Raw genomic sequence first — 18,354 nt, forward strand, 5'->3', positions numbered from 1 at the left:
ATAAAAATCAACTTGAAGATTTAGCATCACCCATTTCAAAACAAAAGCTCAAGATCAGCTTTTCTTTTTAACATAAATTCAAAGGTTATATTTCCTGATTTTAAGTTTTACTTAAGAAACAAACATCACAGCAAAACAACAGAATTTAATAAGGTTTTTGAGGAAATGATAATTTAAACGCTAATATTTAGCAAATTATCAAGTTAACCCCTTTCTATTTTTAATCAGCAAATATTCAAACTAATTCTTAAAATTTAATGATCTTATTTTGGATTATTAACATGAATTTATGACTTTAGCTCCCAGCTAATTCAAATAATTTTAAAATGAAAACAAAATTAAGTGGAATCTTAACGCTTCTATTGGCGTTTGTCGTGCACATTACTTTTGCACAGGACAAGACGATTTCAGGTACGGTTACGGATGCCGATGGGCTTCCGCTGCCTGGGGTTAACATTGTCGTTGAAGGTACCTCCAATGGTACCCAAACAGATTTTGATGGAAACTACTCCATCACCGCCAGTACTGGACAAACCTTATTGTTCACGTACATTGGCCAAAAGCCATCTAGGCGAACCGTAGGTGCTGGCAACTCCATTAATGTTCAAATGGTAGAAGATGCGCAGGCACTAGAAGAAGTAGTTGTAACCGCCCAAGGTATTAAAAGAGAGAAAAAAGCTCTTGGATACGCAGTAACCTCTGTTGGTTCAGAAGATCTGGAACAGAGAGCAGAAGGTGATGTTGCAAGGGTACTTTCTGGGAAAGCAGCCGGTGTAAACATTACATCCGCTGGCGGTGCTTCTGGTTCTGCTACCAACGTAACTATTCGTGGTTTAAGTTCTTTTAGCGGAAGTAACCAAGCATTATTTATTGTAGACGGCATTCCTTTTAGTAATGACACCAATGCAGGTGTAAACGGTGATGATGGCAGCTTTATCAGCGGTGCCACTCAAGGTTCTCGTTTCTTAGACCTTGACCCCAACAACATTGCCAGTGTTGAAGTATTAAAGGGTTTAGCAGCAGCTACATTGTACGGTACTAGAGGTAAAAACGGTGTAATCTTGATTACTACTAAAGCTGGAGCTGCAAAAACCGGCCCTAAGAAAACTGAAATCACGGTAAGCCAATCTTACTTTACAAATGAGTACGCGTCTTTACCAGATTACCAAGACGATTTTGGTAACGGTTTTGACCAGTCTTTTGGATGGTTCTTTAGTAACTGGGGACCAAGTTTTGAAAGAGGTGGTGTAGCAGGATGGGGAAACCAACCAGCAATTGATGATAATGGAACCCTAGAACACCCGTATTCTACTACTGCGGTGGCAGCTACAAGAAACGCCTTCCCAGAATTACAGGGAACACGTTACGACTGGAAACCTTACGATAGTGTAGAAGAATTTTTTAGTCCAGGATATGTTACGAACACCTCTGTAAACGTAAACGGAAGTTCCGAAGATGGGAACACTAGCTTTAATGCTAACGTAGGATACTTAAATGATGTTGGTTTCACACCTGGAAACAGTTTAAACAGAACCAACGTATCCTTAGGGGGGAAATCTATCCTTTCTAACAAGTTCACTATTACTGGAACAATGAACTATGCAAGAACAGATTATAAAACTCCACCAATTGCGGCGAGTAGAGGTAATGGTACCGATGGTCTTTCGGTTTATGGTAACGTTTTGTTTACACCTCGTAGTGTAGATTTAATGGGTTTACCTTTTGAAAACCCAATAGATGGTAGTTCCGTTTATTATAGAAATGGTAATGACATCATAAACCCAAGATGGACTGCCAAGAATGTTACTTACAGACAGCTAACCAATCGTTTTAACTGGAACCTAGCACTTGCTTACCAACTAAACGATAACATGACACTTAATTGGAGGTCTGGTTTAGATTTCTATAACGAGCGTAACATGAACGGATCTAATAAAGGTGGTGTTGAATTTAACTCTGCTATATTCGGTTTCTATGATACGTATGATAACAACAACTCTATCTGGGATCACTTTTTATCCATTAACGGTAATTATGATTTATCCGAAAAGTTAGGAATGTCTTTCATTGCAGGGGCAACTTCTAGATCAGATATTTTTGATCAAAGTGGTGTTAGTTCTACCGGGCAAATTGTATACGGAATTAAAAGACACTTTAACTACGAAAACCAATCCCCTATCCAGTTCTCACAGAAGCAGAATATTATTGGTCTTTTAGCTCAAGCTACATTTGATTATGATGATTATCTTTTCTTAAATGTTTCTGCTAGAAAAGATTGGGTTTCTAACTTAACTTCTGAAAATAATAGTAAAACATATCCTGGTGTAAGTTTATCTTTCTTACCTACTAACGCTATTAGTGGTTTAAGATCTGAAGGAGGATTGAATTTCCTTAAATTAAGAGGTAGTTATGGTACATCTGCAACTTTCCCAACAGGATATCCAATTTTTGGTGTTACAGAGCAAAACACACAGATATTTACTGATGCCTCTGGAGGTTCAGTAACTACCAACCAAATTGGTGGTTTCCAAGCAAACCCTGATTTAAAGCCAGAATTATTAGAGGAGTTGGAATTTGGTTTTGAATCTAAATTCTTAAAAAATCGTGTTTCCTTGGATTTCACGTATTTCCATAGAACAACTAATGATTTGATTGTAGATATTCCATTATCTCCAGCAACTGGATTTACTACTACCCAGGGTAACGTTGGTGAGATTGTAAATAAAGGTTTCGAAGCTGATTTGGGCATAGATATCTTTAAGGGAGAAAACTTCTCATGGAATTCTAAAGTGAATTTCTTTGCGAATGATGAAACCGTTACAGAACAAGAACAAGATGCTATTTTCTATGCAGGTTCTTTGGCTCAAGGCGGAGCTTTATTCAGAGGTTCTAACGCAGCTATTAAAGGGGAGTCTTTAGGAACAATAGTAGGTACTGCAATTGGAAGAGATGACAATGGAAACTTTCTTGTAAACAGCGCCGGTAACTATGTAGTTGTTGAACAAGATGCAGATGGAAATGTACCAATCATTGGAGATGCAATTCCTGATTACACCATGAACTTCATCAACTCGCTACGTTTCAAAAACTGGAATTTTGGCTTCCAAGTTAGCCATGTAAAAGGAGGAGACATGTTATCTAGTACTACTGCCGTATTGTTAGGTAGAGGTTTAATTCAAGAAACCGCAAATAGATTAGACACTTACATCTTACCTGGTGTAACTGAAAGCGGCGCTCCTAATAACACTCAAATCAACAACTCTACTTACTACTTTTCTAACTTGTTATTTGGGCCAACAGAGACTAGAATATACGATGCTTCTGTAATTCGCTTACAAGAGGTTTCTTTAGGATACTCTTTCCCTTCAAAATTCTTGGACAAAACTCCTTTTGGATCTTTGACCATAACCGCACAAGGGTTTAACTTATGGTATGATGCTTACAATATGCCAGACGGTGCCAATTTTGACCCTAACGTTCAAGGTGTTGGTGTAGGTAACGGTAGAGGGTTTGACTTTATTAACGGGCCAAGTTCTAGAAGATACGGAATTAGTGTTAAAGCATCCTTCTAATAAAAATTGTTAATGATATTTTGATTATGAAAAATTTTATCAAACATATACCAATGGTCCTTCTAGCAGTATTAAGCTTTACTGCTTGCGAAACGACCGACTTGGACTTACAAGTAAGTCCTAATGACCTGTCACCTACCGCAGGTGACCCAAACTTGCTTTTGAATTCAGTTCAACTTGCATATATTACCAATCAGCAAACATTGGCTGATCGCGCAGCAGAGTTAACTCGTATTGACTATTTTGGAAACCGTAATTATTTTAATGGCTTACCTGGTAACACACTAAACGGTGTTTGGTCAAGAACATACAGCTCTGGAGGTAATGGTGCTGGTGATTTTGTAAATGTTGGTATTTTAACCAACCTACAGGCATTAGAAAACATTGATGCAGGAAGTGATATTGACTATAGCTTCCATGTTGCTGTTGCTAAAACACTATACGCCCATTCTTTGTTTCAATTAGTAGACTTTTTAGGAAGTGCCACCTACACTGAGGCAGGGCAACCTTTAGAATTTCCTGCTCCTAATTTAGACAGTGGAGAATCGGTTTATGATGCCGCTTTTGTACTTCTTAACGAAGCCGAATCTTTATTTAATGCAAATCCTGAAACACTTGGAGCTCAAGATTTCTTCTACTCTGGTGAATCAGAAAAATGGATTAAGCTTATCAATACCTTAAGATTACGTTCTTATAAAAACACGGGTAATACTTCAGCTTTTAATGCTATTGTAGATGCAGGTAATTATATAATGGACTCGGAGGATGATTTTCAGATAAGCTATGGCACAAGTGAATTACAGCCAGATGATAGACATCCAGACTATGCTACTGATTATACAGCTTCCGGAGCTAACATTTATCAGTCTAACTGGATGATGGAAACAATGCTGGAAAATGAGGACCCTAGAATACGTTACTATTTCTACAGACAAGTTGATGGTACACCAGGCGCTTTGGATGTTGATGGAGACCCTGTTGATGCAAATGAAGAAACACTTGCGTGTTCGTTTGTAACACCTCCACAACACTATATAGACGGTGGTTATACGTATTGTAGTGTAGATAATGGTTATTGGGGTAGATCTCATGGTAATGATGAAGGAACACCTCCGGATAACTTTACAAGAACAGCTGTTGGTGTATATCCTGCAGGAGGATTATTCGACGATAGTCGTTTTGAAGGAGTTGGCTTAGGACTTGGTGGCGGTGGCGCTGGTATTGAACCTATCATTTTAGCTTCATATGTAGATTTCTGGATTGGTGAAATGGCTACGACAGATACAGACAAAGCTGAAGCTTTAAGAAGCGGTCTTGAAAAGTCCATTGCCAAAGTACAAACTTTTGGTTCTTTAGATGGTTCTGCAGACCTATCAATGGCACCTACGGAAGAAGAAGTAGCGGATTATATTGATGATACCGTTGCAGATTTCTTAGCTGCAAGTGGAGATGATCAAGAAAACATTTTTGCAGAACAATACTTTACAACATTATTTGGTGGTGCAACAGAAGCCTACAATTACTATCGTAAGACAGGTTACCCAACCACTTTGTTGCCAAACTGGGAGCCAGATCCAGGAGCATTCCCAAGAAGCTTCTTGCTACCTCAAAACGAGGTGTTGAACAACCCAAATTTGACACAAAAAGACAATTTGGAAGGGCAAGTATTTTGGGATACAAATCCTGCAAGTCCAGCTTTCCCACCTGCTAATTAAATAATGAAAAAAATGAAAAACTTTTTTATAAAAAACACCGGAATTTTAGCAGGCTTAGCGCTTTTAGTAGCTAGCTGTGCAGAAGGTGATAACGTTGTTGATGAAATTTTTGACAACGAAACACGTGGAGCCATATTAAGAACGGTGAATTTTGAAACGAACGAAATTCCAATTGGCGCATCAGACTATACTTTTGAAGTAGATCTAGAAGTACAAGACCAACAAAATGGGACATTGGTAGATGCCATTGAGGTTTATTTAGGCTTTGTTGATAATACTTTTGAAGATACAGAGAATGAAACAGATAGAATTGTTAGAGAAGAAGTTTTATATGAGACTTTAAACGCTTCTACTTTCACTACTGGAGAATTTGGTTTACCAAGAACATCTTTCTCTGTTGCTTTACCAGCAATGCTTTCTGCTTTAAATTTAGAAGAAAGTGACATATTTGTAACTGGAGGAGATCAGTTAAGAGTTAGATTTGAATTAGTTTTAAACGATGGTCGTAGATATTCGTTTGCAGATAACTCTGGTACTTTAACTGGTTCTTTCTTTAGCTCTCCATTCTTGTACACTGCGGTAGTAGTATGCCCACCACTTGCACCAAGTGCTGGTACGTGGACTTTTGATTTGCAAGATTCTTACGGAGATGGTTGGAACGGTGCTTCTCTTGACGTAACTATAGATGGAGAAGTAACCAACATTACAATGGCAGACGGTAGTGAATCTACAGTAACTCTAGATGTTCCAGAAGGAGCTCAAGCAATTTCTATCATTTTCAATTCAGGGGATTGGGATGAAGAAATTACGTATCAAGTTACTTCTTCTACAGGTACCACGATTTTGGACTTGGCTCCTGATCATACAGCAGGTGTAGAACTATTAGATTATTGCAATACAAGCTTAGACTTGTAACATTAGCATAACTTACTTTAAAAGCCCAGTTTTACTGGGCTTTTCTTATTTTTACAGAGTTATAAACAAATTACCGCAAACCTCAATATTTGTGAAAAAATTAAATCCCCTTAGCTTTACAGTGTTATTATTGTTTGTTCTTAACGCTTGTAAGAAAGAACCCAAAAAAGACATTAATAATATAGAATCCGTACACAAACCCGTTTTTGAAAAAATAGCATCAGATCATAGCCAAATTACCTTTTCAAATTCCATCAAAGAAAACTTGGCAACCAATGAAAATCTGTTCAATTATGATTACTTCTATAATGGCGCTGGTGCTGGAGTAGAAGATTTAAATAACGATGGATTGTTAGATGTTTTCTTTATTGGCAACCAAGTAAACAATAAATTATACCTAAACCAAGGCGATTTCAAGTTTAAAGATATTTCAGAAAAAGCTAATATTAATCTTGGCAAAAATTGGTCCAACGGTATCACTTTCGTAGACATCAATGAGGATGGATGGATGGACATTTACGTCTCTCAAGGCGGCCCTTTCCCTAGAGATAAAAGGAAAAACCTATTATACATCAATCAAAAAGACAATACATTTTTAGAAGCCGCTGAATCCTATGGATTGGCAGATACAGGTATAAGCACACAATCTGTTTTTTTTGATGCCGATAACGATGGCGACTTAGACTGCTTAGTTATGAATGAAAGTGAACTATATGGAGTAGACCCCATTAATTTAAACAGAATAGTTAGTAAAGACCCAAAAACGCTTCATAGCAATAGTTCACATTTATACCTACAAGAAGCTGGAAAGTTTGTAGACGTAACTTTTAAAGCGGGAATAAACAGGGCAATTTTTGGTTTAGGGGTAACAGTCTCTGACTTTAACACAGACGGGTGGTTGGACTTTTACATTGCAAGTGATTATTATTTACCTGATGCCCTATTTATAAATAATCAAAATGGAACTTTTACTGATCGTATTAAAGAATATACCAATCAAATCTCATTTTATGGTATGGGCATGGATGTTGCCGACATTAACAATGACCAATTACAGGACATATTTGTCCTGGACATGGCGGCAAACGATCATGTTCGTTCTAAAACCTTAATGGCTTCTATGAATACTAAGAGGTTTGACTACCTAACCAAAAAGGCAGGTTTTCACCATCAATACATGTACAACACCCTGCAGTTAAACCTTGGCAATAATTTATATAGTAATATTTCACATGCAACTAAAACCGCAAGTACCGATTGGAGTTGGTCTGTTTTATTACAAGACTTTGATCATGACGAAGATAAAGACATCTATATAACCAATGGATATAGAAGGTACGCCTTAGATAATGACTTACAACGAAAGGTTTTTGAAGCTAAACAGAAATACAGGAACAACATTCCGTTAGCAATAAAAAAACAATTGTATGAATCCATGCCCTCTGAAAAACTTCCAAACATTCTTTTCGAGAATAGAACCAAATTAGACTTTAAAGAATCTGCTGCTAAATGGGGCCTTGCAGATTTTTCATTCAGTAACGGTAGTACAATAGGTGATTTAGACAATGACGGTGATATGGACTTAATTGTGAACAATATGGATGAAGAGGCTTTTATCTATAAAAACACCACCATGGAAACTGGCTCTGGCAACTATCTTAGAGTAAAACCATCCAATGAATTGGCAGATACCTATCCTACAATTACCATATCCTACAACAATAAGAAACAATTAATAGAAAACCGCCGGGTTAGAGGTTACCGTTCGGCACAAGAAAACGTTGCTCATTTTGGCATTGATACTATTACCACTATTGATTCATTAGTGGCCATATGGCCCAATGGAAGTAAATTAATTAAAACAGCTATTCAAGCCAATCAAACCATTCTTTTAGAAGCTAAAGATATTTCTATCGATAATTCTAAAAGACTAACTTCAAAATATGTAAACAACAAAGTAAATACAGGGGCATTAGGCTTAAACTTTAAACATCAAGAAAATACATATGATGATTTTGATACTGAAATCTTACTTCCCTACAAACAATCTAATTTAGGCCCTTACGCAAATACCGCAGATGCAAACAATGATGGACTTGAAGATATCTTTATTGGTGGTGCATCTGGACAATCTGCACAAATTTTTATTCAAACCAATGGCGGCAAATTTATTTTATCTCAGCAAAAGGCATTTGAAGAAGATAAATTGTATGAGGATATCCAATCCACATTTTTAGATATAGATTTAGATGGGGATTTAGATTTGTATGTTGTAAGTGGAGGAAATGAATTTTCCCCATATTCTTCATACTATGCGGATCGCATCTATTTAAATGATGGCAGGGGAAATTTCACTAAATCAAACCAACCTAATTTATTAAGTAATCCGGAGAGCGGAAAAGTTGTAAAGACAATCGACTTTGATTTAGATGGAGATTTGGACATCATTGTGGGCAATAGAATAAAACCACAAAATTATCCAATACCTGCCCCTTCCAAACTTTATGAAAATAGAAAAGGTATTTTGGTTGATGTAACCGAAACGCATAGTCCTGATTTATTAAATTTTGGTATTATCAATGATATCCTTGTCACCGATTTTGATAATGACAAACAAATGGATTTCATTGCTGTGGGAGAGTGGACTGAAATTGGTTTTTTTAAAAATCAAAATGGGACATTTAAGCTTGCCAGCCCCTTGAGTAAAGAAGAAAACCCAAAAGGATGGTATTTTTCAATTACCGAAACAGATGTTAACAATGATAACAAACCAGATTATATAGTTGGAAATATTGGTCATAACATTAAATTTTCTGCTAGCGAAACTAAACCGTTCAAGGTGTACACCAATGATTTTGATGATAATGGAACTCCTGATATTGTTTTAAGTAAAAAATATAAAGGACAATATGTACCTGTTCGAGGCAGGGAATGTTCTTCTCAGCAAATGCCGTTTATAAAAGAAAAATTTGAGACCTACTCTGGTTTTGCTAATGCAAATTTAATAGACATTTATGGCGACAAACTAACAACCGCTTATGAAGCAACAGCCACTACTTTCAACTCACTATTACTATTGAACACCAATAACGGTTTTAAAATCCAATCTTTACCCAAACTAGCCCAGCTACACCCAATATTGTCAACAGTTAACATGGATTTGAACAAGGATGGTTTTGAAGATTTAATTATTGGAGGGAACATCTACGAAACAGAAGTAGAGACACCTAGATTAGATGCGGTTAGTGGACAAATTTTATTATCCAATGGTACAGATAATTACACCGTAGTACCACAGTCCCAAACAGGCCTCTATTTAAACGGAAATGTAAAGCAATTACATTCTTTTCAACTTAAAGAAAAAAACTATCTGTTCAGTTTAAGAAACAATGATACTATTGAAGTATTTGCATTGGATTCCTTAATTCAATAATTGTTAAAATCAGACTTTAGAAATTATTATATTCTATAAAATTTTAATTTTTACATCTTTGAATTTTAGCTAATTAAGTATTTTTTATAGCTTTAACCAAAACGACTCAATTATGAAATATCTGTTTACTACATTATCCCTATTGGCGATGATAACAATTAAGGCACAAACAAGTGGGCAAATTGCTAATTATGGTTCCACTGCCACATCTGGGGCAGATGCCAATGCACAATTAAATGCGGTTCTTGGCCCTATGCAAGAAGCCGAAGCAAAATTAACTTACAAAAAGGAAGAATTTCAAGGTTCACCCTATACCCATGACCTATTTTTACCCACCAATTTATTTTATAAAAATGAAGACTTAGGCTTGATATTCTACAGGTATAACGCCTACAACGAAGAAATTGAAATAAAACGTCAAAACATTGAAGGTGAAGGTATCCAAGCTTTAGGTAGAGACAAACAAATATCTATAAGGGTTAATAATAAGCCCATGAGCTTTAAAACTTTTATTGATGATAAAGGGCTTACTCAAAATGGATATTTGACAAAATTAGTTGATGGAAAATACTCAATATACAAGCGTGTAGATGTTAAATTCACAGAAGGACAAAAATCCCAGAACTCATTTGTACCAGCCATACCTGCTAGATTTTCAAAATTTACAGAATACTATCTCGAATTAGAAGGAAGAAATAAAATAGAAGCTGTTGATTTGAGTAATAGAAAATTAATTAAATTACTCCCCGATGAAGAAAAAGCCAAGTTTAAAGCTTATTTAAAAGAAAACAACATTAAGATAAGAAATGAAGAAGACCTAACGTCTATTGTTAACTTTCTTAATAATGAGTTCCACACTGCGAGTTAATATTTTTTATAACCAGCAACAATATTTAACATACCTTTGCCCTCTATGAAAAAAGAGGGCATTGTTTATGGTATTAGGTCGGTTATGGAAGCTATAGAAGCCGACCAAAGTATTAATAAGGTTTTTTTACAAAAAGGATTAAAAGGAGAATTATTCTCAGAATTGGAAACCCTAATCCGCAAAAAAAACATTAGTGCTTCTTACGTGCCATGGGAAAAACTAAATAGAATTACCCAAAACAATCATCAAGGTGCCATAGCCCAAATAGCACCTGTAGACTTTCACGATTTCAATACCTTAATCGAACAAATACTAGAAGGAAAAGAAAGCCCTTTAATACTGCTGTTGGATCAACTAACAGATGTTAGAAATTTTGGGGCTATTATACGAACGGCAGAATGTGTTGGTGTAGATGCAATTGTAGTACCCAAGAGTGGCTCTGCACCTATTACCAGCGATACTGTAAAGACAAGTGCAGGTGCTGCTTTTACCGTTCCTATTGCTAAGGCAGACCATTTAAAAGATGCCATTTATTATTTACAAGCTTCTGGCTTTAAATTGGTAGCCGCAACCGAAAAAACAGACCATTCTATTTATGATGTAGATTTTACCGGTGCAACTGCAATTATAATGGGTGCAGAAGATAAAGGTATTAGCGATTCCATTCTTAAATTAGCAGACCACAAAGCCAAATTACCCTTAATGGGACAAATAGAATCATTGAACGTTTCTGTGGCTTGCGGCGTATTCTTATATGAGGCCCTTAGACAACGCTTAGCTTAATCCGTTTTTTCTTTATTAGGTTTGTATTCGTAGTTTACAGATATTTCATTTAGCGGTTCCTCTGGTAACTTTTCTATAAAATTGCCGTTTTCATCAAAATGTTTCAAAAAAGGGTCGTCTTCTTCTTTGTAATCTGCCTTTTCCCATTCATATTTTTTGGTTTCCGGCGTCTTTACTTTAATAAGTTTCGCCAGTAGTAAACCCGTAATAAAACCAGATAAATGTCCTTCCCAAGAAATGCCTTCTTCTATTGGAAAAATATACCATAATAGACTACCATAAATAAAAACAACGGCCAAAGATAGCGCTATCAACCTATAGTGTTTTTGAAATATTCCCTTGAAAAAAATAAAACTAGCAAATACATAAATTAAACCGCTTGCCCCAATATGGTAATTAGACCTGGCTATTATCCAAGTTAACAAGCCACTAAATAGCCATCCAAGTAGGACTATCCTCCATGCTTTCTGCCTGTAAAAGTAGAACAAGGCGGTTAAAAGAATGCCTAACGGCAAGGTATTGTTGTACAAGTGCTCTAGAGAACCATGGATTAACGGTGAAAACAATACACCCTTTAAGCCGCTTAACGTTCTAGGTAACACGCCAAATTTATTTAGATTGATTCCTTGACTCACCTCTATCCAAAACACGAACCAAATAAGCAACATGCCAAACAAAGGCGGAATTAATTGCCCTAAACTAAACTTAAAATAGTTTTCCTCTTTCATAGTATTGACGGTACAATAAGAAGTCCAACTTTAGGTTTACTGCTAAATTGTCATCCATCTAAATTATTCTAATTTTGCAATATGAGCGAACCCTTAGCAGAACGAATTAGGCCTAAAAATTTAACTGAATATGTAAGCCAACAACATTTGGTTGGTACAGAAAAAGGCGCACTTTACCAACAAATAAAGAGCGGCACCATACCATCATTAATTTTATGGGGACCACCAGGAACGGGCAAAACCACGCTTGCCAATATTATTGCCGAAGAAAGCAACAGGCCATTTTACACCCTAAGCGCCATTAGTAGCGGTGTTAAAGAGGTAAGAGAAGTTATTGAAAAAGCAAAACAAAGTGGTGGATTATTTACTACTAAAAATCCAATATTATTTATAGACGAGATTCATCGGTTTAGCAAATCACAACAAGATTCTTTACTTGGAGCGGTAGAAAAAGGTTGGGTAACCTTAATAGGTGCCACCACGGAAAACCCAAGTTTTGAGGTAATACCTGCATTACTATCTAGATGTCAAGTATATATTCTTAACCCTTTTGGAAAAGAAGATTTAGAATTATTATTGAATAGGGCGATTACTGAAGATGTTATCCTCTCTAAAAAAAACATCAAATTAGAGGAGACGGAAGCCCTATTACGGTTATCTGGTGGGGATGGCAGAAAATTGCTCAATATTTTTGAACTTATCATAAATTCTGAAGCAACGGACAACATAAGAGTCACAAATGACCTTGTCTTAAGCAAAGTTCAAAAAAACACTGTGCTTTATGATAAAACTGGAGAACAGCATTACGACATTATTTCGGCCTTTATAAAATCTGTTAGAGGTAGTGATCCTAACGCCGCTGTTTACTGGCTGGCCAGAATGATTGAAGGAGGCGAAGATGTGAAATTTTTGGCCCGGCGAATGCTCATTTTAGCATCTGAAGATATAGGTAACGCAAACCCTACCGCATTGGTTTTGGCCAATGCTACATTCCAAGCGGTTACTACCATAGGCTATCCTGAGGCTCGGATTATACTTGGACAATGTGCTACTTATTTGGCAAGTTCCCCAAAAAGTAATGCAAGCTATATGGCCATTGGCAAAGCACAGCAGGCGGTAAAACAAACCGGAGATTTGTCTGTTCCGTTACACATTCGCAACGCACCTACCAAGCTAATGAAAGATTTAGGTTATGGAGAAAATTATGCTTACGCCCATGATTATGACAATAATTTTGTAGCACAAGAGTTCTTACCAGAAGAACTCTCTGGAACCACGTTCTATAAGCCGGGCAATAATGCCAGGGAAAATGCCATGCGCGATTTTCTAAAAAAGCGATGGAAAGATAAATACGACTTCTAAAATTTTATGTTAATCGCTTTAGGGGCTTTATCGCCATCAAATTCTACGTACCACTGTCCATTATCCTTAAAAACCACCCCATTTTTACCATCCTTACTAACCATAAACACTTCTGGTGCACTAGTAGATTTTAGCACATAAACTATTTGTGGGGTACTATCAATTAATTGGTAACCATTCTCTAAGGGTTGTGCATACAAGACATCAGGATTAGTAGCTTCCTGTGCCCTTGTGGTAATATTGGCAGTGCTATTTGCAGGTTCTTTACCTTGAGACTGCTCAACATCTACCGGTAATTTGGTGTTATCTTTTGCTTCTTGTTGGGTAGTTGTAGGAAGTTGTTTTACATCATCCTTGAAATTAAGGGTAACTGTTTCCGTTTGTTTGGGCGTGTAATTGTGGCCTATACCCGCCAATTGTTGCGCGGCCTTTGTTATTGCCTCTTTATAACCGTCTTTGTACTCTTTAATTTTACTTTTTGCATCTAAAGTTTCAAATACTACGGTATTGTTACAATCTTTAAATTGTAAAGAAACTTTAGTAGTAAACATGTTAGATTGATCATTCAACACCGTGGTTAACCCTAAGCATCTATTCACGTTAAGATCTAAAGGCAAGGCATCATCATAAACAACATTAAAGCCGTAATTACTTAGCAAATACTTGGTTAAGGTACTAGTGTTATATTGATTAACTTCTTTAAAAGATTCAAATTGTTTAGGAACAATTATGTATTTGTAATCATTAAATTGCGCGCTTAGCGACATAGGGACTGTTAATAAAAACAGGCCAAAAAGTATGTTCTTCATATTCATATGCTCTTGAAATCAATTATCGTTCCAAGATAGAATATTAAATCCGAATTGTAAAGATGCATAGTGGCTATCTGCTACATTACGATAACCCAATAGGTTATCTCCCATAATGTAAAAATTGACAGGACCTGCTTGAAAATTTAATCCCAAACCAATATTGGACAGGGAATATTTATCTATTGTATAGGTAGTCTTTAACGCTAAAATATTACCCAACCGCTTTTGATAGAAAGCACTTAATGCAGCCTGCGGTCCTTTTGGTCTGTTGATCATAAATAACTGCGCACCTACTGCATTTTTGTAGTCAATATTTTGTGAGCTACCTGAACTACCAGCCCCATTAAAAGCACAACCACAATTATCTCTTCTTACTGTTTTAGTAGAAGTATTTCCAAAATTATGCCTAATAGATGCATATAGTTTTACGGGACGAAGCGAGACCCAAGAAGACGCATCTGTAGTATAATCTACTTGCTCTTCTATATCGTCTACCAATTCTTGCCACAAATCTGTATTAAAGTTGGCTAAATCTTCTGGTAAAATAATTTCCAAACCTTCATTATTGGCGCTCCCTGTTACCGAATAGTTTTTTACCGCATTGTTGTGGTAAATAAAACCAACATCTAATAGACTACCAGTAACCAAGGTGTTAGCACTAAGGTTATGCGTAAATCCAACATCAAAACCCAAACCCAGGTTACCACCAAATAAAGAACGAGAAATAAATTTATTAATTAAATCTTCCTGTGTGGTATTGCTGTCTTCATCTATAATATCTATAAATTCCTGTAGCCCGGAAGTTTCTAAAGAAAGGTCTGCCACTACCGTATTTCTTAAAATATTTTGCTCGCCTAATGTAGTTTCAAAATAACCTGAATTACCCTTGGTTTTAAACTCAAGCACACTACTGTATAATTTTGCTCTGGCCCCAATGGTCCAGTCCTCATCTAAACGCTTATTTACTCCAAAATGTAGTACGTTTACCACTTCACCCTGATTGGTAAGATGGCTCAAATCAAAACGCCTACCTATGTTAGTCGCATTTCCCTCGAATGCCAAAATAGCCAAATCTTGCGGCCAAAATTGAGAGAAGAAACCCTCACCGTACATTCCAAAAGAATAATAATTATCTGGATTGTTCTTTCCCCTAAACCCAACTGTAAACAACTCTAATTGACCACTAAGGCTGAACTCGTCTCGTTGTGACATGCTGTAGATAGCACGCTCACGTATTTTGGTATTAAAATCTACACCATCATTGGCAAAAAGGTCATTAACCGTTACACCACTAGTACCGGCCTGCATAGAAAATCCTGATAATAAGGGAACACCAGCATGCCATTTGTAAGGGGCTTTTACGCCAGGGTTTAATAGCAACGCCTGCGGCACCTCATAAAAATCATACAATACAGCTTTATTCTGGGCCGTACAAAATACCAATCCAACTAAAAAGAATAGTACGTTTATCTTTTTCATTCTACATTCAATACAACGGTAGCACTAGACTTAAATACCAATTTTGGATCGGTTAGGGTAGATTGGCTACTACCATCCCCTTCATTAGTAGCACTGATTCTAATTTTTGCCGTATTTCTAAGAATTTCCAAAGACTCACCATTTGGGCCAAAATTAACCTGACGTTCTAAAGCTGCCGTAGGTTGTGGTTCTATTGCAAACGGTTCTTGGTACAAGACAACATCTGCCTCATTTAAAAATTCTATAAGCAAACCCAAACTTTTACTGGTCGTGTTTTCTATTTGATACGTAATAGTACCTTCTACAACCTCATCCGCAATAAACTTTTCTTTAAAGGCCTCAAACGTAAACACCTCTGAAAAGAACACGCCAGTACCAGCGGCATTCATAGTATCCTCATTAGATTCAAAATACAACAAACTGGATGCTAAAGAAGGCTGTAGCGATAGGTCGTCTACTTGATTAAAATCTTGTTCTTCAGAGCAGGATACCATCAATAACAAACAACAGCAAAAAATTAAAATGGTTTTCATAGCGTGTAATCCTAGGTTTTATAGGTAACAATGTTTACCCATGTGTACCCTACTATAACTCTATAAAAAGTTTTTTATTTCGTTTAAATCATAAATGATATCACAAACATTGTGCTTGGGTTCGTTATGGGCATTAAAATGTAGCGCATGCAAGCCTAATGCCTTGGCTCCTAAGATGTCTGCCTCCAAACTATCCCCGATCATTATTGATTTATTTGCGGGTACCTTTGCCATTTCCAAGGCCAGAGTAAAAATCTTTGGGTTTGGTTTTTTAACACCCGCCATTTCAGAATTTACCACTACGGAGAAATAATCCAAGATGTTGGCATTTCTAAGTTTCTTTTCTTGAACATTGGCAAAACCATTTGTAATAATATGCAGCTTATAGTTTGGCCTTAAATACTCTAAAATTGCATGCGCTCCCGGAAAAGTGTGGTTAAAACTAGACAAATGGGCTATATACCCTTCTGACAGTGTATTTATTTGCGCATCGGTAGCTTTAAAACCAATTTTATCAAAGGTTTGTTTTAGACGTTGGTAGCGCAAGTCTTCTTTGGAAATTTTCTCTTCTCTAAACAGCTTCCAGAAAGCAAAATTTATAGGTACATAAGCCACTAAAAATTCGGGAAGCGAAACGGGAATATCGTGCTCTTCAAAAATTTTTTTAAACGTTAGTTCAGAGTTTTTCTCAAAATCCCAAAGGGTATGGTCCAAGTCAAAAAAAACATCGGTAACCACCTCTCTATACATAGTATCTTTTTAAAACCGCTTTATATAAATTTATCCAGTGTATTTGCTGTTTTTCGCCAAACAATTCATTGGAAAACACCAAATTAAAATTACCCCTAACTAGTTTTACTTGGTGGTATAGCTTGTCCATGGCCTCCAATGCGGCACTTTGTTTTTTGTAGCGTTTTAACGCATAATCACAGACTGCAAACGGGTGCACCTTTATGGGCTGTTGTACTTCTAGATTAATGTCATAAAAATAGAACGTAGTGCAGGTACCCGCCCTAAAACCTAGGTGATGGGTATACCCCATGGAAAAATCATCGGTAAATTCTGCCGCAACAAGATTCCTATAGGTCTGTGGTACCATAACCCTATTATACCGCATTCTAGAATATTTAATAGGCCTATTAATTAATTGAGACAAACGCCTTTTCTCTTCTTTAAGTGCATTTAAATTATCACCGGCAGCCATACTCGCACTTAAGGAAACAATACTATAGTCTGCAACCGACTTTATTAAATAGCGGAAACCGGTCCTATGAATAGAAATGTTCTTATCATGCTCTGAATAGGCCGCAAACTGAAAGAAAAACATACTTTTAAAAGAATAGTTCTTATGAATTTCTAACAGCTTGGAAAAATTATCATAGGGGTCTTTTTTAGGGTTTATCCAAACCGAAATTCGTTTTAACACACGAGCAAACCTAAAGCCAGATAGGTCTTTGAACAAACCGCCCAAGGTACGCCCCAAGCCACGCATTGCAAATATGTGAGATGTGGTAACATTAATAATTGGGGTAAAAACATAATTCCGTTTTTTTACCTCCAATTCTGGAAAACGCTCTAACAAAACGTTTAAAAACTGAAGCGCCCACAAGTCTACCACGGGCTTCTCTAAAAATTTATGTTGAAAAGCCAAACTTGTTTCTGGTGGAAAACGACCTAAACTGTCCCTAACATGAGGTAAGTACTCTTCATATCTACTCAATAGGTAAAAGCTGGCCGAAAAAATATCAAAAGGAATGCTGCTTCTTTCATCTGTTTCAAAAAAACAGGGCACATCTTGCCATTGCTTAACCCTAACCTCTATATCGTTAATTCCCTGCTCAAACAAAAGGTCGTTGGCACGTATAAAAAATTCGTTCTGTAAAGGCTGTTTGGTATACGTTATTTTAGGACCATTATGCTTAATAAAATCTTCTACTTTGGTAGTAAAACCAAGCTCTAAACCCAAAATTCTACCCAATACCTGGTTCATGGTATAGGTAAATCTGTTGGTAATCTTATGGGTATATATCAATAGCATAGATTGCTAAGGTACATTAAAGATCGTAGAGATAGAAGCGTTGATGGTTGATGGTTGATGGTTGATGGTTGATGGTTGATGGTTGATGGTTGATGGTTGATGGTTGATGGTTGATG

General features: G+C 36.6%; 13 protein-coding genes. 7 read left to right on the plus strand and 6 right to left on the minus strand.

The window, feature by feature from the left end; genetic code table 11:
- The first annotated feature begins 326 nt into the window (after positions 1-326).
- The 6 genes from BUL40_RS12520 to rlmB all read left to right on the plus strand — a co-directional run bounded on the left by BUL40_RS12520 (position 327) and on the right by rlmB (position 11,286).
- Positions 327-3,572 (plus strand): SusC/RagA family TonB-linked outer membrane protein, encoded by a 3,246-nt coding sequence (locus tag BUL40_RS12520; protein ID WP_080319519.1) that lies wholly within the window; start codon positions 327-329, stop codon positions 3,570-3,572.
- Between the two features lie 53 nt (positions 3,573-3,625).
- Entirely contained in the window at positions 3,626-5,287 is a 1,662-nt protein-coding gene (locus BUL40_RS12525; protein WP_237705649.1) for a SusD/RagB family nutrient-binding outer membrane lipoprotein, read from the plus strand.
- Between the two features lie 12 nt (positions 5,288-5,299).
- Positions 5,300-6,202, plus strand: coding sequence for a hypothetical protein (locus BUL40_RS12530; RefSeq protein WP_100169608.1), 903 nt, complete (start codon positions 5,300-5,302; stop codon positions 6,200-6,202).
- A gap of 91 nt (positions 6,203-6,293) precedes the next feature.
- Positions 6,294-9,635 (plus strand): VCBS repeat-containing protein, encoded by a 3,342-nt coding sequence (locus BUL40_RS12535; protein WP_080319520.1) that lies wholly within the window; start codon positions 6,294-6,296, stop codon positions 9,633-9,635.
- Positions 9,636-9,747: 112 nt separating this feature from the next.
- Positions 9,748-10,503, plus strand: coding sequence for a hypothetical protein (locus BUL40_RS12540; RefSeq protein WP_141239667.1), 756 nt, complete (start codon positions 9,748-9,750; stop codon positions 10,501-10,503).
- 45 nt (positions 10,504-10,548) lie between these two features.
- Positions 10,549-11,286, plus strand: a complete 738-nt coding sequence (gene rlmB, locus BUL40_RS12545; protein ID WP_080319522.1) for a 23S rRNA (guanosine(2251)-2'-O)-methyltransferase RlmB — start codon at positions 10,549-10,551, stop codon at positions 11,284-11,286.
- Here the strand turns inward: rlmB and BUL40_RS12550 are convergent.
- Positions 11,283-12,014 carry a rhomboid family intramembrane serine protease gene (locus BUL40_RS12550; RefSeq protein WP_080319523.1) on the minus strand — a complete coding sequence of 244 codons (732 nt, stop codon included), beginning with the start codon at positions 12,012-12,014 and terminating at the stop codon, positions 11,283-11,285. The genes rlmB and BUL40_RS12550 overlap by 4 nt on opposite strands.
- Positions 12,015-12,095: 81 nt before the next feature.
- Here BUL40_RS12550 and BUL40_RS12555 point away from each other — a divergent pair, with 81 nt between their 5' ends.
- On the plus strand, positions 12,096-13,376 hold the full coding sequence (locus tag BUL40_RS12555; RefSeq protein ID WP_080319524.1) for a replication-associated recombination protein A: 1,281 nt from the start codon (positions 12,096-12,098) through the stop codon (positions 13,374-13,376).
- On the opposite strand, the gene BUL40_RS12560 is transcribed toward BUL40_RS12555, so the two are convergent.
- The 5 genes from BUL40_RS12560 to BUL40_RS12580 are packed head-to-tail and all read right to left on the minus strand — an operon-like array spanning position 13,373 to position 18,238.
- The gene (locus tag BUL40_RS12560) at positions 13,373-14,185 is read right to left on the minus strand and encodes a hypothetical protein (protein WP_141239668.1); all 813 of its coding nucleotides are present in this window, start codon (positions 14,183-14,185) and stop codon (positions 13,373-13,375) included. The genes BUL40_RS12555 and BUL40_RS12560 overlap by 4 nt on opposite strands.
- A gap of 18 nt (positions 14,186-14,203) precedes the next feature.
- Complete coding sequence (locus tag BUL40_RS12565) at positions 14,204-15,667, minus strand: DUF5723 family protein (protein ID WP_080319526.1); 1,464 nt, start codon at positions 15,665-15,667, stop codon at positions 14,204-14,206.
- The gene (locus BUL40_RS12570; protein WP_141239669.1) at positions 15,664-16,200 is read right to left on the minus strand and encodes a hypothetical protein; all 537 of its coding nucleotides are present in this window, start codon (positions 16,198-16,200) and stop codon (positions 15,664-15,666) included. Before BUL40_RS12570 ends, BUL40_RS12565 begins: the two co-directional genes overlap by 4 nt.
- A 60-nt stretch (positions 16,201-16,260) precedes the next feature.
- A complete protein-coding gene (locus BUL40_RS12575; RefSeq protein ID WP_080319527.1) occupies positions 16,261-16,950 on the minus strand; it encodes a YjjG family noncanonical pyrimidine nucleotidase in 690 nt (229 codons plus the stop codon).
- Positions 16,943-18,238, minus strand: a complete 1,296-nt coding sequence (locus tag BUL40_RS12580; protein ID WP_080319528.1) for a polysaccharide deacetylase family protein — start codon at positions 18,236-18,238, stop codon at positions 16,943-16,945. The genes BUL40_RS12575 and BUL40_RS12580 overlap by 8 nt, the downstream gene beginning before the upstream one ends.
- Positions 18,239-18,354: the final 116 nt, after the last annotated feature.

The sequence above is a fragment of the Croceivirga radicis genome, assembly GCF_002072105.2.
Classification (GTDB): Bacteria; Bacteroidota; Bacteroidia; order Flavobacteriales; family Flavobacteriaceae; genus Croceivirga; species Croceivirga radicis.

Coding starts and splice junctions, on each gene's coding strand:
- BUL40_RS12540 (WP_141239667.1), top strand. CDS start 9,748: ATGAAATATCTGTTTACTACATTATCCCTATTGGCGATGATAACAATT.
- BUL40_RS12520 (WP_080319519.1), top strand. CDS start 327: ATGAAAACAAAATTAAGTGGAATCTTAACGCTTCTATTGGCGTTTGTC.
- BUL40_RS12530 (WP_100169608.1), top strand. CDS start 5,300: ATGAAAAACTTTTTTATAAAAAACACCGGAATTTTAGCAGGCTTAGCG.
- BUL40_RS12525 (WP_237705649.1), top strand. CDS start 3,626: ATGGTCCTTCTAGCAGTATTAAGCTTTACTGCTTGCGAAACGACCGAC.
- BUL40_RS12555 (WP_080319524.1), top strand. CDS start 12,096: ATGAGCGAACCCTTAGCAGAACGAATTAGGCCTAAAAATTTAACTGAA.
- BUL40_RS12550 (WP_080319523.1), bottom strand. CDS start 12,014: ATGAAAGAGGAAAACTATTTTAAGTTTAGTTTAGGGCAATTAATTCCG.
- BUL40_RS12565 (WP_080319526.1), bottom strand. CDS start 15,667: ATGAAAAAGATAAACGTACTATTCTTTTTAGTTGGATTGGTATTTTGT.
- BUL40_RS12575 (WP_080319527.1), bottom strand. CDS start 16,950: ATGTATAGAGAGGTGGTTACCGATGTTTTTTTTGACTTGGACCATACC.
- BUL40_RS12580 (WP_080319528.1), bottom strand. CDS start 18,238: ATGCTATTGATATATACCCATAAGATTACCAACAGATTTACCTATACC.
- rlmB (WP_080319522.1), top strand. CDS start 10,549: ATGAAAAAAGAGGGCATTGTTTATGGTATTAGGTCGGTTATGGAAGCT.
- BUL40_RS12570 (WP_141239669.1), bottom strand. CDS start 16,200: ATGAAAACCATTTTAATTTTTTGCTGTTGTTTGTTATTGATGGTATCC.
- BUL40_RS12560 (WP_141239668.1), bottom strand. CDS start 14,185: ATGAAGAACATACTTTTTGGCCTGTTTTTATTAACAGTCCCTATGTCG.